Consider the following 15,425-nt stretch of genomic DNA (forward strand, 5'->3'; position numbering starts at 1 on the left):
GGGGTGGGGGGGGGGGCGGTGCGGGGGTGCCCCCGGGGCGGCCCGGGGGGGGGGGGGGGGGGGCGCGGGGGGGGGGGGGGGCGGGGCCGCCCCCCCCCCCCGCCGGGGCCCTGTCGCCGGAGCCCGGTCACGGCGTCAGCGGATCCACCCGCCCGCTCACGTGCACCCGCCCCGGCTCTCCCGTCCCGCGCAGCTCGAAGCGCCGGCCGTCCGCCGCGAAGGCCACCGTCCCCGGCAGCAGGACCGGGGCCCGGAACTCGGCGCGCACCCGCACGGCCTGGGGGGTGCCGTGCGCGGCGAGACAGCGCGCCACGGTCCACATGCCGTGCGCGATGGCCCGGGGGAAGCCGAAGAGGCGGGCGGTGAGCGGGTGCAGGTGGATGGGGTTGCGGTCGCCCGACGCCGCGCCGTAGCGCCGTCCGACGTCGGCGGCGAGCCGCCACTCGTCGAGCACGGGGAGCGGGCCGGGCTCCGGCTCCCGTGGCCCGGGCGCGGTCCCGGTGCGGTGCCGGGCGAGGTAGGTGCTCGTCGACTCCCACACCACCGCGCCGCCGTCGCGCAGCTCCGTGACGACGACCGCCTCGGTCCCGCGCCGGTGGGCGGCCAGTCGTTCGACGTGCACGGTGAGTTCGTGGCCGGCGGTGGCCGCGAGGGCGGTGTGGCGGGTGATCTCGATCGAGGTGTGGACGAGGCCGAGCAGCGGCAGCGGGAAGCGGCGGCCGCTCATGATCCGCATGGCGAGCGGGAAGCCCAGGACGTGGGGATAGGTGAGCGGCAGGGCGTCCTCGCCGGTAGGGAAGCCGCACACCCGCTCGTAGGCGGCCAGCCGGGCCAGGTCCACCCGCAGTTCGGGCAGGACGAGCCGGTCGCCGGCGCCGGCGAACGCGACGCCCGGCCGGGGCCGCTTGAACGGCGAGCGCAACGCGCCGACGGCGAGCAGCGGACCGAGCGACGGGGGTCCGGACAGGAGGGTCACCGCGCCGGTCATCACGCCCCCAGCAGACTCTGGCCGCACACGCGCACGACCTGGCCGTTCACCGCGCCGGACGCGGGGTGGGCGAGCCAGGCGGTCGTCTCGGCGACGTCGGCGGGCAGGCCGCCCTGCGCGAGGGAGTTCATGCGGCGGCCCGCCTCGCGGAGGAACAGCGGCACCGCGGCCGTCATCCTCGTCTCGATGAAGCCCGGCGCCACCGCGTTCACCGTGACCCCGTGCCCGGCGAGCGCGCGCGGCGCGAGGGAGCGGACCAGACCGGCGATGCCCGCCTTGCTCGCGCCGTAGTTCGTCTGCCCGGCGTTGCCGGCGAGCCCGGCGATGGAGGCGGTGGCCACGATCCGCCCGCCCGTCCGCAGGACGCCCTTGGCGAGCAGCGCGTCCGTGGTGCGCAGCACGCTCGCCAGATTGACGTCGAGCACCGAACTCCAGCGCTCGGCGGGCATGTTGACCAGCCGCCGGTCCCTGGTGACACCGGCGTTGTGGATCAGGACGTCCAGGCCGTCGGGGAGTTCGGCGGCGATCCGCTCGCCCGCGTCGGCGGCCGTGATGTCGAGCGTGAGGGCGCGCCCGCCCAGCCGCGCGGCGACCCGGCGGGCGTCGTCCTCGGCCTGCGGCACGTCCAGGACGACGACATGGGCGCCGTCCCGGGCCAGCGTCTCCGCGACGGCCTCGCCGATGCCGCGGGCGGCGCCGGTGACGAGCGCGGTGCGCCCGGCGAGGGGGCGGGCCGGGTCGGCGGGGCCGCCGGACCGTTCGGCGGTCCCCACCGCGATCACCTGGCCGCTGACGTACGCCGACTTGGGGGAGAGCAGGAACCGCAGGGTGGACTCGGCGGCGGACGCGTCGGTCAGCCGGACGAGATTGACCGTCCTGCCCCGTCCGATCTCCTTGCCCAGGGACCGTACGAAGCCTTCCAGGGCCTGCTGCACGGCCGCCTGGTGGTGGTCCTCCGCGTCCAGGGGCGCGCCCAGCACGACGACCCGCCCGCTCGCCGCGACCGCCCCGACGACCGGGTGCAGGGCCGCGTGCACCTCGGCGAGCGTGTCGACGTCCCGGACCCCGGTCGCGTCCAGGACGACAGCGGCGGGCCGGGCGGATCCGGCGGGCCCGGCGGCCGCTTCGGTGGCGGTGGGCAGTCCGGTGCGGGCCAGCACCGGCGCGAGGTCGAGCCCGGACGGTCCGCCCGCCGTGAGGTACAGCAAGTGGCCTTCCAGGGACGGCCGTTCGGGCGTCCAGCGGATGAGCGCGGCCGGCTGCGGGAGCCCGAGCCGCGCAGTGAGGAACCGGCCGGGGGCCGTGGCGGTGAAGCTCAGATAGCGGTCGGCCATGATGATCTCCCACGGGCTCGGCGCACACCTCGTACCGGGTGCTTACTCTGAAGTAAGGTTACCGTGGGTAAGTCTAGGTCACGGGTGAGGAGCAGGTCGAGATGAGTACCTCGGAACCGTCACGGGCGAGCCGGCGAGTGAGCCATCTGAAGGTCGCGGAGAGCGGTGCCCCGCAGTCCCGGCCCGAACTGCCGCGGATCCGCCGGGTGGCGATCGTCGGCGGCACCCGCATCCCCTTCGCCCGCTCCGACGGCCCCTATGCCACCGCCTCCAACCAGGAGATGCTGACGGCGGCCGTGAACGGTCTGGTGAACCGCTACGCGCTCGACGTGCCCGGCGTCGTGGGCGAGTTGGTGGCCGGGGCCGTCCTCAAGCACAGCCGCGACTTCAACCTCGCCCGCGAGACCGTCCTCGGCTCGAAGCTCGACGCCCGCACCCCCGCCTACGACATCCAGCAGGCCTGCGGCACCGGCCTCCAGGCCGTCATCGCGGCCGCCAACAAGATCGCCCTCGGCCAGACCGAGTCCGCGATCGCGGGCGGCGCCGACACCGCCAGCGACGCGCCGCTCGGCGTCGATGACCGGCTGCGCCGGATCCTCCTGGAGGCCCGCCGGGCGAAGTCGACGGGCGACCGCCTCAAGGCCCTCGCGCGGATCCGCCCCGCGCATCTGATCCCCGAGATCCCGCGCAACGCCGAACCGCGCACCGGTCTCTCCATGGGCGAGCACGCGGCGGTCACCGCCCGGGCCTGGGACATCGGACGCGAGGCCCAGGACGAGCTGGCGGCCGCCAGCCACCAGCGGCTCGCGGCCGCCTACGAACGCGGTTTCTTCGGCGACCTCGTCGTGCCCTTCCGCGACCTGGCCCGCGACCAGAACCTGCGCCCGGACTCCACCGTCGGCAAACTGGCCGCGCTGAAGCCGGTGTTCGGCGCCGACGGGCCGAACCCGACGATGACGGCGGGCAATTCGACGCCGCTGACCGACGGGGCCGCCGTCGTGCTCCTCGCCTCCGAGGAGTGGGCCGAGGCGCGCGGCCTGGAGCCGCTCGCCTACCTGACGGCGTACGAGACGGCGGCCGTGGACTTCGTGCGCGGCGATGTCGCGGGCGGCGAGGACGGGCTGCTGATGGCGCCCGCGTACGCTGTCCCGCGCATGCTGGAGCGGACCGGCCTGGACATCGGGGACTTCGACCTCTTCGAGATCCACGAGGCCTTCGCCTCCCAGGTGCTGGCCACACTCGCGGCCTGGGAGAAGCAGGGTCTCGCACCGGTGGACCGCGACCGTCTGAACGTGGCCGGCTCCTCCCTCGCCACCGGCCATCCCTTCGCGGCCACGGGCGCCCGCATCGTGGCGACCCTGGCCAAGCTGCTCGCCGAACGCGAGGGCCCCGCGCGGGGGTTGATCTCGATCTGTGCGGCGGGCGGACAGGGAGTCACCGCGATTCTGGAACGAACCTGAAGATTCCTCATATAACCCCCGAGATTGCACATCCCCAGCCCCGGAACATCCCGGAACGCCCACAAGCCCCACACGTGAGCGCCGTACGATCCCCTACCTAACCGGCGGTAACCCCTTTCTTCGGGGGCATCCCGGTTGAACGCCTCGGTGCGCGAGGCACGTACGTCATGCAGCAAGCAGTTTCGTCGCTGCACGCCCAGGGAGCCGCCCGTGTCCACGCCGTATCCAGCTGCCGACTCGGCCTACGCCGACCACGACGCTCCCCCCGCCCCGGTGGAACCCGAGACGCGACGGCTGGACGGCGAGGTGCGGGAGGCGTCCGTGCCGGCGCTCGCCCGTCCGGTGACGTACGGCTCGCTCGCCGACCTGCCCTACGACAACGCGGCCGCCGTCCCCGAGTCGGTGGTCCTCAGCCGCAAGGGCCAGGACGGCGAGTGGACGGACATCACCGCCGAACGCTTCGCCGCCCAGGTCCACGCGGTGGCCAAAGGGCTGATCGCCGAGGGCCTCGCGCCCGGCGACCGGCTCGCCATCATGGCCCGCACGACCTACGAGTGGACGCTGCTCGACTTCGCGGCCTGGGCGGCCGGCCTGGTCACCGTCCCCGTCTACCCGACCTCCTCCGTGTTCCAGACCCGCTGGATCCTCCACGACTCCGGCGCGGTCGCGCTGGTCACCGAGAGCGCCGCCCAGGCGGCGGCCCTCGGCCCCGAACTCGACCGGCTGCCCGACCTGCACCACCTGTGGGTGATGGAGAAGGGGCACGTGGAGCGGCTGATCGAGGCGGGCGCGCACGTACCGGACGCCGAGGTCGAGATCCGCCGGGGGATGCTGGTCCCCGACACGCTCGCCACCCTCATCTACACCTCCGGAACCACCGGCCGCCCCAAGGGCTGCGCGCTCACCCACGGCAACTTCTTCGCCGAGGTCGACAACGCGATCGAGCTGCTCTACCCGGTCTTCAAGTCGAAGAACGACGACGAGCTCTCCGTCCTGCTCTTCCTCCCCATGTCCCACGTCTTCGGCCGCATGGTCGCCATCGCCTGCGTCCGCGCCCGGGTCCGCCTCGGCCACGCCCCGAGCCTGAAGGCCGACGAACTCCTCCCGGATCTGGCGGCCTTCAGACCCACCTGTCTGCTGGCCATCCCCTACATGCTGGAGAAGATCTTCAACACCGCCCGCGCGAAGGCCGAGGCCGGCGGGAAGCTGTCCTCCTTCGACCGGGCGGTCGGCGTGGCCCGCCGCTACGGCGAGGCGGTCGAGGCACAGAAGACCGGCGCCGGATCCGGCCCGGCGGCCACCCTGCGCGCCGCCCGCACGTTCTACGACCCGCTCGTCTACCGCCGCATCCGCAACGCCATGGGCGGCCGCGTCCGCCACGCCATCTGCGGCGGTTCGCCCCTGGGGCGGCGCCTCTCCGCCTTCTACCTCGGCGCGGGCATCGAGATCTACGAGGGCTACGGCCTGACGGAGACGACCGGCGCGTCCACGGTCACCCCGCCCCTCAAGCCCCGGCTGGGCACGGTCGGCTGGCCCCTGCCGGGGACGAAGATCCGCATAGCGGCGGACGGCGAGATCCTGATCGCCGGCGATCACATCCTGCGCGGCTACTGGGACCCGGCCGCCGGGGGAGTGGTCCCCGCCGCCCCTGACGGCTGGCTGCCCACCGGCGACCTCGGTGAACTGGACGACGAGGGCTATCTGACGATCACCGGCCGCAAGAAGGAGATGATCATCACGGCGGGCGGCAAGAGCGTCGCTCCCGCGCCCCTGGAGAACTGGTTGCGCTCGCACCCCCTGATCTCCCAGGCCATGGTCCTCGGCGACGGCCGCCCCTATGTCTCCGTCCTCCTCACCCTCGACCCGGACGGCCTCACCCACTGGCGCCAGATGAACGGCAAGCACCCCGTCCCGGTCGAGCTGCTGATGGACGACCCGGACCTGCACGCCGTGCTCCAGCGGGCGATCGACGAGGCCAACAAGCTGGTATCGCGCCCCGAGTCGATCCGCCGCTTCGCCATCCTCCCGACCGACTTCTCCGAGCTGGCAGGCCACCTCACCCCCTCGATGAAACTCCGCCGCGAAGCGGTCCTGGCGGACTTCGCGGACCAGGTGGAGGGGCTGTACCAGCACTGAAAGGGCTGGCGGGGAGGCCGCTCGGCCGAGGAGTATGCCGAGGGTGAACGGCATCGAGTTCTTCCACTGCCCCTGGGACGAGCGGCCCGCCGCCCTGGTCTGGGGCGCCCGCGTCGACGGTGTCGATCTGCGGGCGCTGACCGCCTGGGCGACGCGGGAGCTCTGGCGGCCGGAGCTGGAGGGGCAGTTCGAGGACCAGCAGCGGGAGTCCGCCGAGCTGATCTGGGGTCAGCACGGCGGGCTGGGCGTGCTCGACTTCACCGACAACCCGTTCCTGCGGACGGCCGACCGGACCCCGCTCCTCGGCTGCCCCTGCGGCATCTGGCAGTGCCGGCCCCTCATGGCCCGCCTCGCCATGACGCCCACGACGGTCACCTGGTCCGGCTTCCACTACCCCGAGCGCGAGGAGTGGGGCGAACTGCCCCTGGGCCCGTTCGTCTTCGAGCGGCGGGTCTACGAGGAGGCGCTGAGCGCGCCGGAGGTGCTGGCGACGGACCCGTTGGGCCCGGTTCCCGAGTCCTTGGGCTGCGTTCCCTGATCTTTCTCGGCGGCCACGGCGGCTGCGGACAGGAGCGTCGCACCGGCGAGGCCGCCCCAGAGCGCGGTAGGGCCATGGGGCGCGAGAGCGGTGATGACCGCCGGGGAGACGGCGAGCCCGAAGCCCGTGGAGAGCTCGAACCGGGCGAGCGTGCGGCCCAGGGCGTGGGCCGGGGCGAGGACGGTGCCGAGCGCGTCCACGGCCAGGGCGACGGCATAGCGGGGGCCTCCGCAGGCACGGACGAGGGCGCCGGGCCGGATCTTCGCGGTGCGGGTGACTGCCATGGCGGCAACGGTGGGTTCGGCCGCCGGGGCCGGGCACATCGGTTGACGGACACCGTCAACCGACGCCGTCCCCGGCCGGCCGGTCGGTGATGACGAGGGATGACGTTGAGGATCGACATCGCGGGACTGCCGTCCGAGCGACTGCGGTTCGCCGCCTCGCCGTTGGCCGAGCTGACCGCGATGCTGCACGTGCCGGCCGAACCCGGGCACCATCCGCAGCCGGCCGCCTGGGCCGGGGACGTCTGGACCGGGCTGCGGCCCGAACTGGCCGAGCGGCTGCGGGAGGCCGAGTTCCTCTGGCGCTCCTCCCAGGCGGACTTCCTCTTCACGGCGTGGGCGAGGAACTCGGCCCAGGCGCCGGTGGCGAGGGAGAGGCGGGGGCCGTCGGGGTTCTTGGAGCCCCGGACGTGGACGGTCCGGGGGCAGAAGGCTACTTCCACGCAGTCGCCGCCTTCACCGTCGCTGTACGTCGACTTGCGCCAGGTGTAGGCGACTTCCACGCAATCACCGCCTTCGCCGCTGCTGTGGCTGGACTTGAACCAGGTGAGGTTCTCGCTGTTCACAGCTCCTCCAGCTCTTTTCGGTGAGCTGCGACTGCGCCTCAGCGCGACGCCGCGCGGTGCCCGGCTGGCCCGGCGCCTCACCGGTCCCCAGCTCACGGCCTGGGGGCATCCGCACGGCGGCGACGCCGACCACACCGCGCAGCAGGTGGTCGCGGAGCTGGCCGCCAACGCCGTCACGCACGGACGGGTCCCGGGCCGGGACTTCGGGCTGCGGCTCCTGCTGCTCCCGGGAGACACGCTGCGTGTCGAGGTGAGCGACGCCCGCGGGGACCGCCGACTGCGCGTCGTCACGAACCCGGAGGAGGAGGGCGGCCGGGGTCTGGTCCTCGTGCGGGTGCTGGCCCGCACCTGGGGGGTCGCGGAGCGGGACGTCGGCAAGACGGTCTGGGCCGAACTGTCGCTCCGCGACAGGAGGATTTGAGCCGGGACCGGGGGGAGGTCCGGACCGAGGGGCAGGTCTCTAGGGGTGGGAAGGGTGGCGGTACGGGGTGAGCGCCTCCGCCAGCCGGTCCACGAACCGGGTGACGAGGTCGAGGCGCGGCCCCTCGCGAGCGACCCGGAAACCGTGGTGCCGCCCGTGGAAGGCCGCCTGGACCAGGTGGAACTGCGCCCAGCGGCGGGTGCGTTCTCGGTCCAGTCCGGCGGCCTCCGCGAAATGGTCCAGGATGCGGTGGGCGACCCGGCGCAGGTCTCCGTCGCCGTGCCGCATGACGTGCCCGAAGATCAGCGGCTTGAGCAGGGTGCCGCCGTCGTACGCGGGATCCCCGGCCCAGCCCTTGGGGTCGACGGCGAGCCACGGCTCCCGCTCGGCGCTCAGGATGTTGCGGGCGTGCAGGTCGCCGTGGACGAGCAGATCGGGCTGGTCGCGCCCGAGTTCTCGTACGGTTTCCAGGGCCTCGTCGACGGTACGGGCCGGCAGGGCGTGGGCGAACTCCGCCTGGTCGAGCAGCAGTTGCCGTCGCCAGCCATCGGCCAGGTCGCTGAGCCGGGGCAGGCCGTCCGGCGCGGGGACGGCGAGCCGCCGACTGAGCCGCCCGGCGGTGACGGCGACCTCCTCGGCGTCCTCGACCTCGGCGAGGGACGACGTCCGCACCCGCTCCAGCAGCATCGCGAAGCGCGCGTCGTCCCGCTCGTACATCCGCACGGCCCCCTGTCCGTTCCAGGCGGCGAACGCGTCGGGCTCGTGGACGTTGCCCGGGTGCGGGAAGGACACCTTGACGACGGCGGGGATCCGGTCGGGCCCCCGCAGCACGGGGACGACGATCCCGACGCCGCCGTGCACGACGTCGCCGTCGGGCGCGCAGCCCCAGCGGTCGAGCAACTCCGCGACCAGCGCGGGGAGTCTCTCGACCCAGCCCGCCCCGCGCTGCCCCTCCCGCTGGACGGTGCTGCTCACGAAGGTCTGCGGTACCTCGATCATGGCCCCATTGTGCCGAAATCGTCCGCCGGGGTCAGGGTTCCGGTCCGGCCGGGCCGAACGGCTCGTCAGATGGCGGCGCGGGTCATCAGGTAGGTGTTGCCGACGTCGGGATCGCCGTAGAAGAAGAACAGCACCAGTTCCTCGCGCTCGTCGCGGTCCACGGAGAACCGCCAGGTGTACGTCGACGGCGCGTCGGGCGACGCCGTGGGCGCCGGGGTGGCCGCGCGTGTCCCGACCGCCGTCCGGGTCGTCATGGAGAGGTGGACCTCCTGGCCTTCGGGATCGTCCGTGAGCTTCCAGGTCCCCGAACCGGTCACGCGCCAGGCGTCGTCGAAGTCGAAGCCCTGGCCGTCGAGCAGGCTGAGGTCGGCCGTCCCGTCGGGCCGGAGCCGCAGTTCCGTCTGCTCGACGGAGCGCCAGATGCCCGCCGCCTCGGCCGCGGTGGCGTCGTGCAGGCCGGTGCCGCCGTCGTACTGGTACGGGCCTGCGAGTCCGCCGGTGCACGCGCCGAGCGCGGCCGTCAGTGCCACGGACGACGCGAGCGCCGCCCACCACGGGTGCCTTCTCATGGAGCGACCCTGGCAGAAGTTTTGAACATGTTCAACTCTTGGGTGGGAGGCGGCCGTGGCGTTCTCCGCGCGGGACTCGTGACCGACCGGGCCGGAGCGGGCGTCGACCGGGGAACCGGGGGCACGGGGAACAGCCGACGGCCGACGCCGGGACGGTCCGGGGTCCGGCCTCCGCGATCACCGCAACAGCCCCGTCGACTCGTGCGGCCCGCGACCGGCCGACGTCAGCGGCTCGGGCGGATGTCCCGGGTGGCGGCCTCGGCGTCGGGGTGGAGCGGGAAGATCTGGTCGAGGCCGACGATGCGCAGGATGCGCAGGGTGTTGGCCGGAACGGCGGCCAGCGCGATGTCCGCGTCGGCGGCCTGGGCGTGGTGCTGGGCCGCGATCAGCGCGGTGATGCCGCTGGAGTCGCAGAATTCCATGCCGGCCAGATCCAGGACGAGGCGCTGGCCCGGCTGGAGGGTGAGCGTGCCGAGCAGGTCACGCAGTTCGCCGGCGTGGGCGTAGTCGAGGTCGCCGACGATCTCCAGGACGGGACCGGTGGAAGTGTCTCGGGTGGTGATCTTCAGCGTGCTCATCGCGTGCTCTTCGTTGCCGGGGCGCGGTCGGGGTCACGGTCGGGGTCGGCTTCGGCTTCCGGGTCGGACACGGGGGCGGGGACGCCGAGCGCGAGCAGGGCGGTGTCGTCGTCGAGGCCGTCGCCGAAGTCGTCCAGCAGGCCGGTGAGGGCCTGGACGACGGCCTGCGGGGACCGGCCGGCGTGCGCGGCGACGAAGGCGCGCAGGGCCTCGTCCCCGAACAGGCTGTCACGGTCCTCACCGGTACGGGCCTCGGTGAGTCCGTCGGTGTAGAGCAGCAGGGTGTCGCCGGGGGCGAGGACCGTCGTGGCGGCGACGAAGCGCGCGTCGGGCAGCACGCCGACGAGGAGGCCGCCCGGGGTGGGCAGGAAGTCGGCCGTGCCGTCGGCCCGCAGGACGAGGGCCGGCGGATGGCCGCCCGAGGCGATGCGGACGGCGACCCGCCCGGTCGCCGGGTCGGGTTCGAGGACCCCGAAGACGGCGGTGCAGTAGCGCGGGTCGCCGCCGGCGGAGTACCGCTCGTGCAGCACCTTGTTGAGCGTCGACAGAGCCGCGACCGGGTCGGAGTCGTGCAGAGCGGCGGCCCGCAGGGTGTAGCGGGTCAGCGAGGTGACGGCGGCGGCCTGGGGGCCCTTGCCGCACACGTCGCCGAGGAAGAACGCGAAGCGCTTGCCGTCGACCGGGAAGACGTCGTAGAAGTCGCCGCCGAGCCGGTCGGGGGAGGCCGTGTAGTAGTGGGCGGCCGTCTCCACCCCGGGGACCGGCGGCAGGGCGGCGGGCAGCAGCGACTGCTGGAGCACCGCGAGGGCCTCCTGCAATCTGGCGCGGTCGGCCTCCGCCTGCCTGCGGGCTTCTTCGGCGGCCTTCCGGCCGCGCAGCAGTTCCTCCTCGTAGGCGCGGCGGTCCCGGGCGTCGAAGACGGTGGTGCGGATCAGCAGCGGCTCGCCGCCACCGCCGTACTTGACGACCGAGGAGACCAGCACCGGCATCCGGTCGCCGTCGGACTGCTTCATCTCCAGGGCGATGCCGCCGAGCTGTCCCTGCATGCGCAGCAGCGGTGCGAAATGGGTCTCGTGGTACAGCTTGCCGCCCACGGTCAGCAGGTCGGTGAACCGCATCCGGCCCACCACCGCCTCCCGGTCGAGGCCGAGCCAGTCCAGCAGAGTGGTGTTGATCTTCGCGATCGTGCCGTCCATCAGCATGGACAGATATCCGCAGGGCGCGCTCTCGTACAGCTCCTCGGCGCTGTCCTCCAGCAGGGCGGCGAACGCGGCGTTCGAGGTCTTCCCGTTGTCGGCGTCGGCCGGGTCGGGCTGCCGGCCGGTGCGGCACATCATCGCAGCCCCGCCAGGAAGCCGGTGATCGCTTCATTGGTGGCCTCGGGCGCGGACAGGTGCGGACAGTGCCCGATGGCGTCGAGAGTGATCAGGGCCGAACCGGGGATCGCCCGGTGGACGAAGGCGCCGACCTCCCGGGGCGCGATGGCGTCCTGGGAGCACTCCAGCACCAGCGTCGGCACCCGCACGCTCTTCAGGTCGTTCCGCGAGTCCGACAGGAACGTGGTCCTGGCGAACACGCGCGCCATGTCCGGGTCGGTGGCGCAGAAACTGTTCTTCAGCTCCTCGCCGAGCTCGGGCCGGTCCGCGTTCCCCATGATCACCGGGGCCATCGCCGCCGACCAGCCCAGATAGTTCGACTCCAGCGACGTCAGCAGTTCGTCGATGTCCGGCGCGCTGAAGCCGCCCCGGTAGTCCTCGTCGTCGATGTAACGCGGCGAGGGGGCGACCATCACCAGCGCCCCGATGCGTTCCGGCGCCAGGTCGGCGGCCAGCACGCCGACCATCGAGCTGACCGAGTGCCCCACGAACACCGCGTCGCGCAGGTCGAGCGCCTCCAGTACCTCCACGACGTCCAGCGCGTAGCCGTCGAGCGAGCTGTAGCGGGCCTCCGAGAAGGCGGACAGGTCCGAGCGGCCCGACCCCACGTAGTCGAACATCACGACCCGGTACGTCTCGGCCAGGGCGGGCACGGTGAGGCGCCACATGTTCTGATCACAGCCGAATCCGTGCGCCAGGACCACCGGCCGCCCCAGGGGGTTGCCGGTGACCGTGACGTTGTTCCTGCGATCGATGTCCATACTCACGAGTTTCCCAAACCCCGCACCTCACTCGCGTACTCAGCCGAGTGTCACCTGTGTCACCCCTGCCACCCCCGTCACCCCTGTCGTCCGGCGCGCGGCGCGCGGCGCTCAGCGCTCAGGCGTCGGGCGCGAGCGGCCTGCGGGCGATCAGGAAGGCGTGCGGGGGCGACTCGCCGAGGTCGGCGTCCGGCTCCCGCACGGTGCGCGACAGCATCGCGAAGCCGGCCGACCCGAGCAGCTCGGCCATCCGCTCCGGGCGCCGCCGTTCGAAGTCGAGGGCCACCGGGTGGCCCCACGGCCGGTCGAAGTGGCGCGGTTCGTCGCCCACCTGGAAGGCGAGGAGAAGATGGCCGCCGGGGACGAGCACACGGTGGAACTCGGCGAAGAGGGCGGGCAGCTCGTCCACAGGGGTGTGGATGGAGGAGTAGAAGGAGACGACCCCCGCCAGGCTCCCGTCGGCGAAGTCCAGCTCCAGCATCGAGCCCTGCGTGAACCGGATCCCGGGGTTCTCGCGCCGCGCGACGGCAAGCATCGCCTCCGACAGGTCGAGCCCGACGACGTCCAGCCCGAGCGCACCGAGGAACCCCGTCACCCGGCCGGGACCACACCCCAGGTCGGCCACCCGGCCACCGGCGCCGACGAGCTCGGCGTACGCCCCGAGCAAGGCCCGCTCCAGCGGCTTCACGGCCAGCTCGTCACGGAAGCGCTCGGCGTAGTCCCCGGCGATGGCGTCGTAGAAGACACGCGTGGCGGTGACGAAGCCAGGGGTGACGGAAGCGGGGTCCGGGGCGGCGGGGGAGGGGCCCGGCGGGGCGGTGACGGGGTCGGAGGCGGCGGAGCCGGAGTCCGTGACGGCGACGGGGGCCGAGGGGGCGGCGACGGGGGCCGGGGGCGTGGTCATGGGCGCGGAGCCTAGGAGGCGCCACTGACAGAGAGGGGGTGCGGGGGCGGTGCGGGGGCGGTGCGGGGGCGGTTTCACGCCACGCCTATCGCCCGCAGTGCCGCCGTCACCGCCGCCGCCCCCAGCACCACCACCGCGAACGGCGCTCCGTTTCCCCACTTTCGGCCGCGTCCGAGCGGGGGAACCCCCATCGCCAGGAGCCCGCCGACCAGCACCCCGGCCGGCCGCGCCCACCCGGCGAAGCCGCCGCCCTCGGTCAGCGCGCCCGTCGCCAGCAGCGCGACCAGCAGGACCACCGCCCCGGCGGCCAGCAGCTGCTGGACCCGGGCGGGGAGCTCCACCCGTCCGTGCAGCGCGGGGCCGACCAGCCGGAGTGCGTACGTGCCCACCGCCAGCATCAGGATCAGGGCGACGGCCGCGTTCATCCGGCGACCTCCCGACGGCCGTACACGTACAACAGCCCCAGACCGGCCGGCGCGAGCAGCACGGGCACTCCGGCCGGGACGAAGGGCGTCGCCGCCAGGGCCAGACCGGCGCCGAGTGCCGCAGGCCCGCGCAGGCGGGCCTGCTCGCGGAGGGCGGGCAGGACCAGGGCGACGAGGACGGCGGGAAACGCCGCGTCCAGGCCGTAGTCCGCCGTGTCGCCCAGGGCGCTTCCGGCGAGGGCGCCCGCCAGCACGCCCGCGTTCCAGACGGCGAACAGGCCGATCCCGGAGATCCAGAACGCGGCCCGGCGGCGGCCGTGATCCGGCTGGGCGAGCGCGAAGGCGACCGTCTCGTCGGTCACGAGGTGCGCGCCGAGCAGCCGGGTCGCGCGGCCGGGGCCGAGGAGGTCGGCGACCGCGAGGCCGAACGCGGCGTTGCGCGTGTTGAGGAGGAGCCCGGTCGCGGCGGCCGCGAGCGGACCGCCCCCGGCGAGCAGCACACCGACCGCGCTGAACTGGGCGGAGCCCGCGTACACCAGCACGGACATCACCACCGGCGCCCAGACCGGGAGCCCGCCCGCCACGGAGATCGCGCCGAAGGAGACCCCCACCACACCGCCGGCCAGCCAGACCAGCGAACTGTCACGGACGAGAGGTCTCGTCGCGCTCACGGCGGTGCGGCTGCCGGTCCCCGGCGGGGCCGGAGCCGGTGTCGGTGTTGCCGTCGCATCCGAAGCCGCATTCGGTGTCGGTGCCGGTGCCGGTGCCGGTGCCTGTGTCGGAGAGGAGGGTGTTCGTTGTGGCGAACGCATGTTTTCTACAATGAACAGACCGACCCATGTTCGTCAAGGCGAACGCTCGTACCGATGGAGCGAACGACATGTCCGAAGCCGCGCCCCCGCCCGCGCCCCGGCCCCCGTCCCGCCTGCCCCTCGACTGGATCGCCGCCGCCCTGCGCCGGGAACGCACCCGGGCCGGGCTCTCCCTCTCCGAGCTGGCCAAACGGGCCGGCATCGCGAAGTCCACGCTGTCGCAGCTGGAGGCCGCGAGCGGCAATCCGAGCATGGAGACGATCTGGGCGCTGGGTGTCGCGCTGGGCGTGCCGTTCGCCGCGCTCGTCGAACCGCCGGTGTCGGCGGTCCGGGTGATCCGGGCCGGGGAGGGGCCCGCGGTCGCCTCGGAGCAGGCGCCGTACGTGGCCACCCTGCTGTCGGCCAGTCCGCCGGGCGCGCGCCGGGACCTCTACCACCTGCGGGCCGAGCCCGGCGCGGTGCGCGCCTCGGAGCCGCACATCCCGGGCACCGTCGAGCACCTGATCGTGAGCACGGGGCGGGTGAAGGCGGGTCCGGCCGGGGAGACGGTGGAACTGGGGCCGGGGGACTACCTGACCTACCGCGGGGATGTGCCCCACTCGTACGAGGCGCTGGCGCCGGGCACGACGTTCGTGCTGGTGATGCAGCACGTCTGAGACGGCGGGGGTGGGCGGGGCCGGTGGACGGCGGCCGGCGCGCGGGCGTCGTCGGGCGGCCGGGACCGGGGGCGAGCACCGGTCGGGCGGCAAAGGCAGGAGCCCCGTGCCGACCGGCACAGGGCTCCTTGGGTGCTGCTCTCAGACTTGCGATCTCAGGGTTCTGAAGATCAGACGGGGGTGACGTTCTCCGCCTGGGGACCCTTCGGGCCCTGCGTCACGTCGAAGGAGACCTGCTGGTTCTCCTCGAGCGAGCGGAAACCCTGCGCGTTGATCGCGGAGTAGTGGACGAAGACGTCGGGGCCGCCGCCTTCTTGGGCGATGAAGCCAAAGCCCTTTTCGGCGTTGAACCACTTCACGGTTCCGGTAGCCATAAGCCCTCCTTGGGCCCAAAGGGTTGCCCTGCTCCAGAACCCTGCAAGCGTGAAAGCAAGTGCCGCACAACTGCATACGTCTGAAAACGACGAGAGCCCGCGGTTACATGCTCCGCAGGCTCTGTACTGCAAGGGAAACCAAACTGCAACTTGCGGCGAGCCTAGCATGCAGGCAGCCGAAAGCAATAGAGGTCAAGATCACGTCACCCGGATGTTTGAAGATCCCCGGAAGGGGTTGACCCAGGGG

General features: G+C 73.3%; 16 protein-coding genes and 3 pseudogenes. 6 read left to right on the plus strand and 13 right to left on the minus strand.

Annotated features, from left to right (window positions below; genetic code table 11):
* Positions 1-127: 127 nt before the first annotated feature.
* Both J2X68_RS35955 and J2X68_RS35960 read right to left on the minus strand, forming a co-directional pair.
* On the minus strand, positions 128-988 hold the full coding sequence (locus tag J2X68_RS35955; RefSeq protein WP_310436812.1) for a MaoC/PaaZ C-terminal domain-containing protein: 861 nt from the start codon (positions 986-988) through the stop codon (positions 128-130).
* A complete protein-coding gene (locus J2X68_RS35960; RefSeq protein ID WP_310436813.1) occupies positions 988-2,322 on the minus strand; it encodes a 3-oxoacyl-ACP reductase in 1,335 nt (444 codons plus the stop codon). Before J2X68_RS35960 ends, J2X68_RS35955 begins: the two co-directional genes overlap by 1 nt.
* 101 nt (positions 2,323-2,423) lie before the next feature.
* On the opposite strand from J2X68_RS35960, the gene J2X68_RS35965 reads away from it, so the two are divergent.
* From J2X68_RS35965 to J2X68_RS35975, 3 genes are all read left to right on the plus strand, one after another.
* Positions 2,424-3,782, plus strand: coding sequence for an acetyl-CoA C-acetyltransferase (locus tag J2X68_RS35965; RefSeq protein WP_310436814.1), 1,359 nt, complete (start codon positions 2,424-2,426; stop codon positions 3,780-3,782).
* 210 nt (positions 3,783-3,992) lie between these two features.
* Positions 3,993-5,918: an AMP-dependent synthetase/ligase gene (locus tag J2X68_RS35970; RefSeq protein WP_310436815.1), complete on the plus strand. Its 1,926-nt coding sequence runs from the start codon at positions 3,993-3,995 to the stop codon at positions 5,916-5,918.
* Positions 5,919-5,961: 43 nt separating this feature from the next.
* The gene (locus J2X68_RS35975) at positions 5,962-6,456 is read left to right on the plus strand and encodes a hypothetical protein (protein ID WP_310436816.1); all 495 of its coding nucleotides are present in this window, start codon (positions 5,962-5,964) and stop codon (positions 6,454-6,456) included.
* Here J2X68_RS35975 and J2X68_RS35980 read toward each other — a convergent pair.
* A pseudogene (locus J2X68_RS35980) lies at positions 6,372-6,650 on the minus strand (MFS transporter); the annotation flags it as partial. The gene J2X68_RS35975 and the pseudogene J2X68_RS35980 overlap by 85 nt on opposite strands.
* Positions 6,651-6,839: 189 nt before the next feature.
* Between J2X68_RS35980 and J2X68_RS35985 the strand changes: the two are divergent.
* Positions 6,840-7,082: pseudogene (locus J2X68_RS35985) on the plus strand (DUF5937 family protein); the annotation flags it as partial.
* Here J2X68_RS35985 and J2X68_RS35990 read toward each other — a convergent pair.
* Positions 7,070-7,303, minus strand: a pseudogene (locus J2X68_RS35990) (DUF397 domain-containing protein); the annotation flags it as partial. The pseudogenes J2X68_RS35985 and J2X68_RS35990 overlap by 13 nt on opposite strands.
* On the opposite strand from J2X68_RS35990, the gene J2X68_RS35995 reads away from it, so the two are divergent.
* Positions 7,284-7,724 (plus strand): ATP-binding protein, encoded by a 441-nt coding sequence (locus tag J2X68_RS35995; RefSeq protein WP_310436860.1) that lies wholly within the window; start codon positions 7,284-7,286, stop codon positions 7,722-7,724. The pseudogene J2X68_RS35990 and the gene J2X68_RS35995 overlap by 20 nt on opposite strands.
* A 39-nt stretch (positions 7,725-7,763) precedes the next feature.
* Here the strand turns inward: J2X68_RS35995 and J2X68_RS36000 are convergent, their stop codons facing one another.
* The 8 genes from J2X68_RS36000 to J2X68_RS36035 all read right to left on the minus strand — a co-directional run bounded on the left by J2X68_RS36000 (position 7,764) and on the right by J2X68_RS36035 (position 14,007).
* Positions 7,764-8,723, minus strand: a complete 960-nt coding sequence (locus J2X68_RS36000; protein WP_310436817.1) for an aminoglycoside phosphotransferase family protein — start codon at positions 8,721-8,723, stop codon at positions 7,764-7,766.
* 65 nt (positions 8,724-8,788) lie between these two features.
* On the minus strand, positions 8,789-9,292 hold the full coding sequence (locus J2X68_RS36005) for a hypothetical protein (protein ID WP_310436818.1): 504 nt from the start codon (positions 9,290-9,292) through the stop codon (positions 8,789-8,791).
* Between the two features lie 224 nt (positions 9,293-9,516).
* Positions 9,517-9,870 (minus strand): STAS domain-containing protein, encoded by a 354-nt coding sequence (locus J2X68_RS36010; protein ID WP_310436819.1) that lies wholly within the window; start codon positions 9,868-9,870, stop codon positions 9,517-9,519.
* Positions 9,867-11,204, minus strand: coding sequence for a SpoIIE family protein phosphatase (locus tag J2X68_RS36015; RefSeq protein WP_310436861.1), 1,338 nt, complete (start codon positions 11,202-11,204; stop codon positions 9,867-9,869). Before J2X68_RS36015 ends, J2X68_RS36010 begins: the two co-directional genes overlap by 4 nt.
* On the minus strand, positions 11,204-12,007 hold the full coding sequence (locus J2X68_RS36020) for an alpha/beta hydrolase (protein ID WP_310436820.1): 804 nt from the start codon (positions 12,005-12,007) through the stop codon (positions 11,204-11,206). The genes J2X68_RS36015 and J2X68_RS36020 overlap by 1 nt, the downstream gene beginning before the upstream one ends.
* 118 nt (positions 12,008-12,125) lie before the next feature.
* Entirely contained in the window at positions 12,126-12,911 is a 786-nt protein-coding gene (locus J2X68_RS36025) for a methyltransferase domain-containing protein (protein WP_310436821.1), read from the minus strand.
* A 74-nt stretch (positions 12,912-12,985) separates the two neighbouring features.
* A complete protein-coding gene (locus J2X68_RS36030) occupies positions 12,986-13,336 on the minus strand; it encodes an AzlD domain-containing protein (protein WP_310436822.1) in 351 nt (116 codons plus the stop codon).
* On the minus strand, positions 13,333-14,007 hold the full coding sequence (locus tag J2X68_RS36035; RefSeq protein WP_310436823.1) for an AzlC family ABC transporter permease: 675 nt from the start codon (positions 14,005-14,007) through the stop codon (positions 13,333-13,335). The genes J2X68_RS36030 and J2X68_RS36035 overlap by 4 nt, the downstream gene beginning before the upstream one ends.
* A gap of 209 nt (positions 14,008-14,216) precedes the next feature.
* On the opposite strand from J2X68_RS36035, the gene J2X68_RS36040 reads away from it, so the two are divergent.
* Positions 14,217-14,804: an XRE family transcriptional regulator gene (locus J2X68_RS36040; RefSeq protein WP_310436824.1), complete on the plus strand. Its 588-nt coding sequence runs from the start codon at positions 14,217-14,219 to the stop codon at positions 14,802-14,804.
* 170 nt (positions 14,805-14,974) lie between these two features.
* Here the strand turns inward: J2X68_RS36040 and J2X68_RS36045 are convergent, their stop codons facing one another.
* Positions 14,975-15,178, minus strand: coding sequence for a cold-shock protein (locus J2X68_RS36045; RefSeq protein ID WP_003974443.1), 204 nt, complete (start codon positions 15,176-15,178; stop codon positions 14,975-14,977).
* Positions 15,179-15,425: the final 247 nt, after the last annotated feature.

It is taken from the genome of Streptomyces sp. 3330 (genome assembly GCF_031456635.1).
Taxonomy (GTDB): domain Bacteria; phylum Actinomycetota; class Actinomycetes; order Streptomycetales; family Streptomycetaceae; genus Streptomyces.

Excerpts from the sequence above, each read along its gene's own strand:
- J2X68_RS35955 (WP_310436812.1), bottom strand. The coding sequence starts at position 988 with ATGACCGGCGCGGTGACCCTCCTGTCCGGACCCCCGTCGCTCGGTCCG.
- J2X68_RS35960 (WP_310436813.1), bottom strand. The coding sequence starts at position 2,322 with ATGGCCGACCGCTATCTGAGCTTCACCGCCACGGCCCCCGGCCGGTTC.
- J2X68_RS35965 (WP_310436814.1), top strand. The coding sequence starts at position 2,424 with ATGAGTACCTCGGAACCGTCACGGGCGAGCCGGCGAGTGAGCCATCTG.
- J2X68_RS36000 (WP_310436817.1), bottom strand. The coding sequence starts at position 8,723 with ATGATCGAGGTACCGCAGACCTTCGTGAGCAGCACCGTCCAGCGGGAG.
- J2X68_RS36005 (WP_310436818.1), bottom strand. The coding sequence starts at position 9,292 with ATGAGAAGGCACCCGTGGTGGGCGGCGCTCGCGTCGTCCGTGGCACTG.
- J2X68_RS36010 (WP_310436819.1), bottom strand. The coding sequence starts at position 9,870 with ATGAGCACGCTGAAGATCACCACCCGAGACACTTCCACCGGTCCCGTC.
- J2X68_RS36015 (WP_310436861.1), bottom strand. The coding sequence starts at position 11,204 with ATGTGCCGCACCGGCCGGCAGCCCGACCCGGCCGACGCCGACAACGGG.
- J2X68_RS36020 (WP_310436820.1), bottom strand. The coding sequence starts at position 12,007 with ATGGACATCGATCGCAGGAACAACGTCACGGTCACCGGCAACCCCCTG.
- J2X68_RS36025 (WP_310436821.1), bottom strand. The coding sequence starts at position 12,911 with ATGACCACGCCCCCGGCCCCCGTCGCCGCCCCCTCGGCCCCCGTCGCC.
- J2X68_RS36030 (WP_310436822.1), bottom strand. The coding sequence starts at position 13,336 with ATGAACGCGGCCGTCGCCCTGATCCTGATGCTGGCGGTGGGCACGTAC.
- J2X68_RS36040 (WP_310436824.1), top strand. The coding sequence starts at position 14,217 with ATGTCCGAAGCCGCGCCCCCGCCCGCGCCCCGGCCCCCGTCCCGCCTG.
- J2X68_RS36045 (WP_003974443.1), bottom strand. The coding sequence starts at position 15,178 with ATGGCTACCGGAACCGTGAAGTGGTTCAACGCCGAAAAGGGCTTTGGC.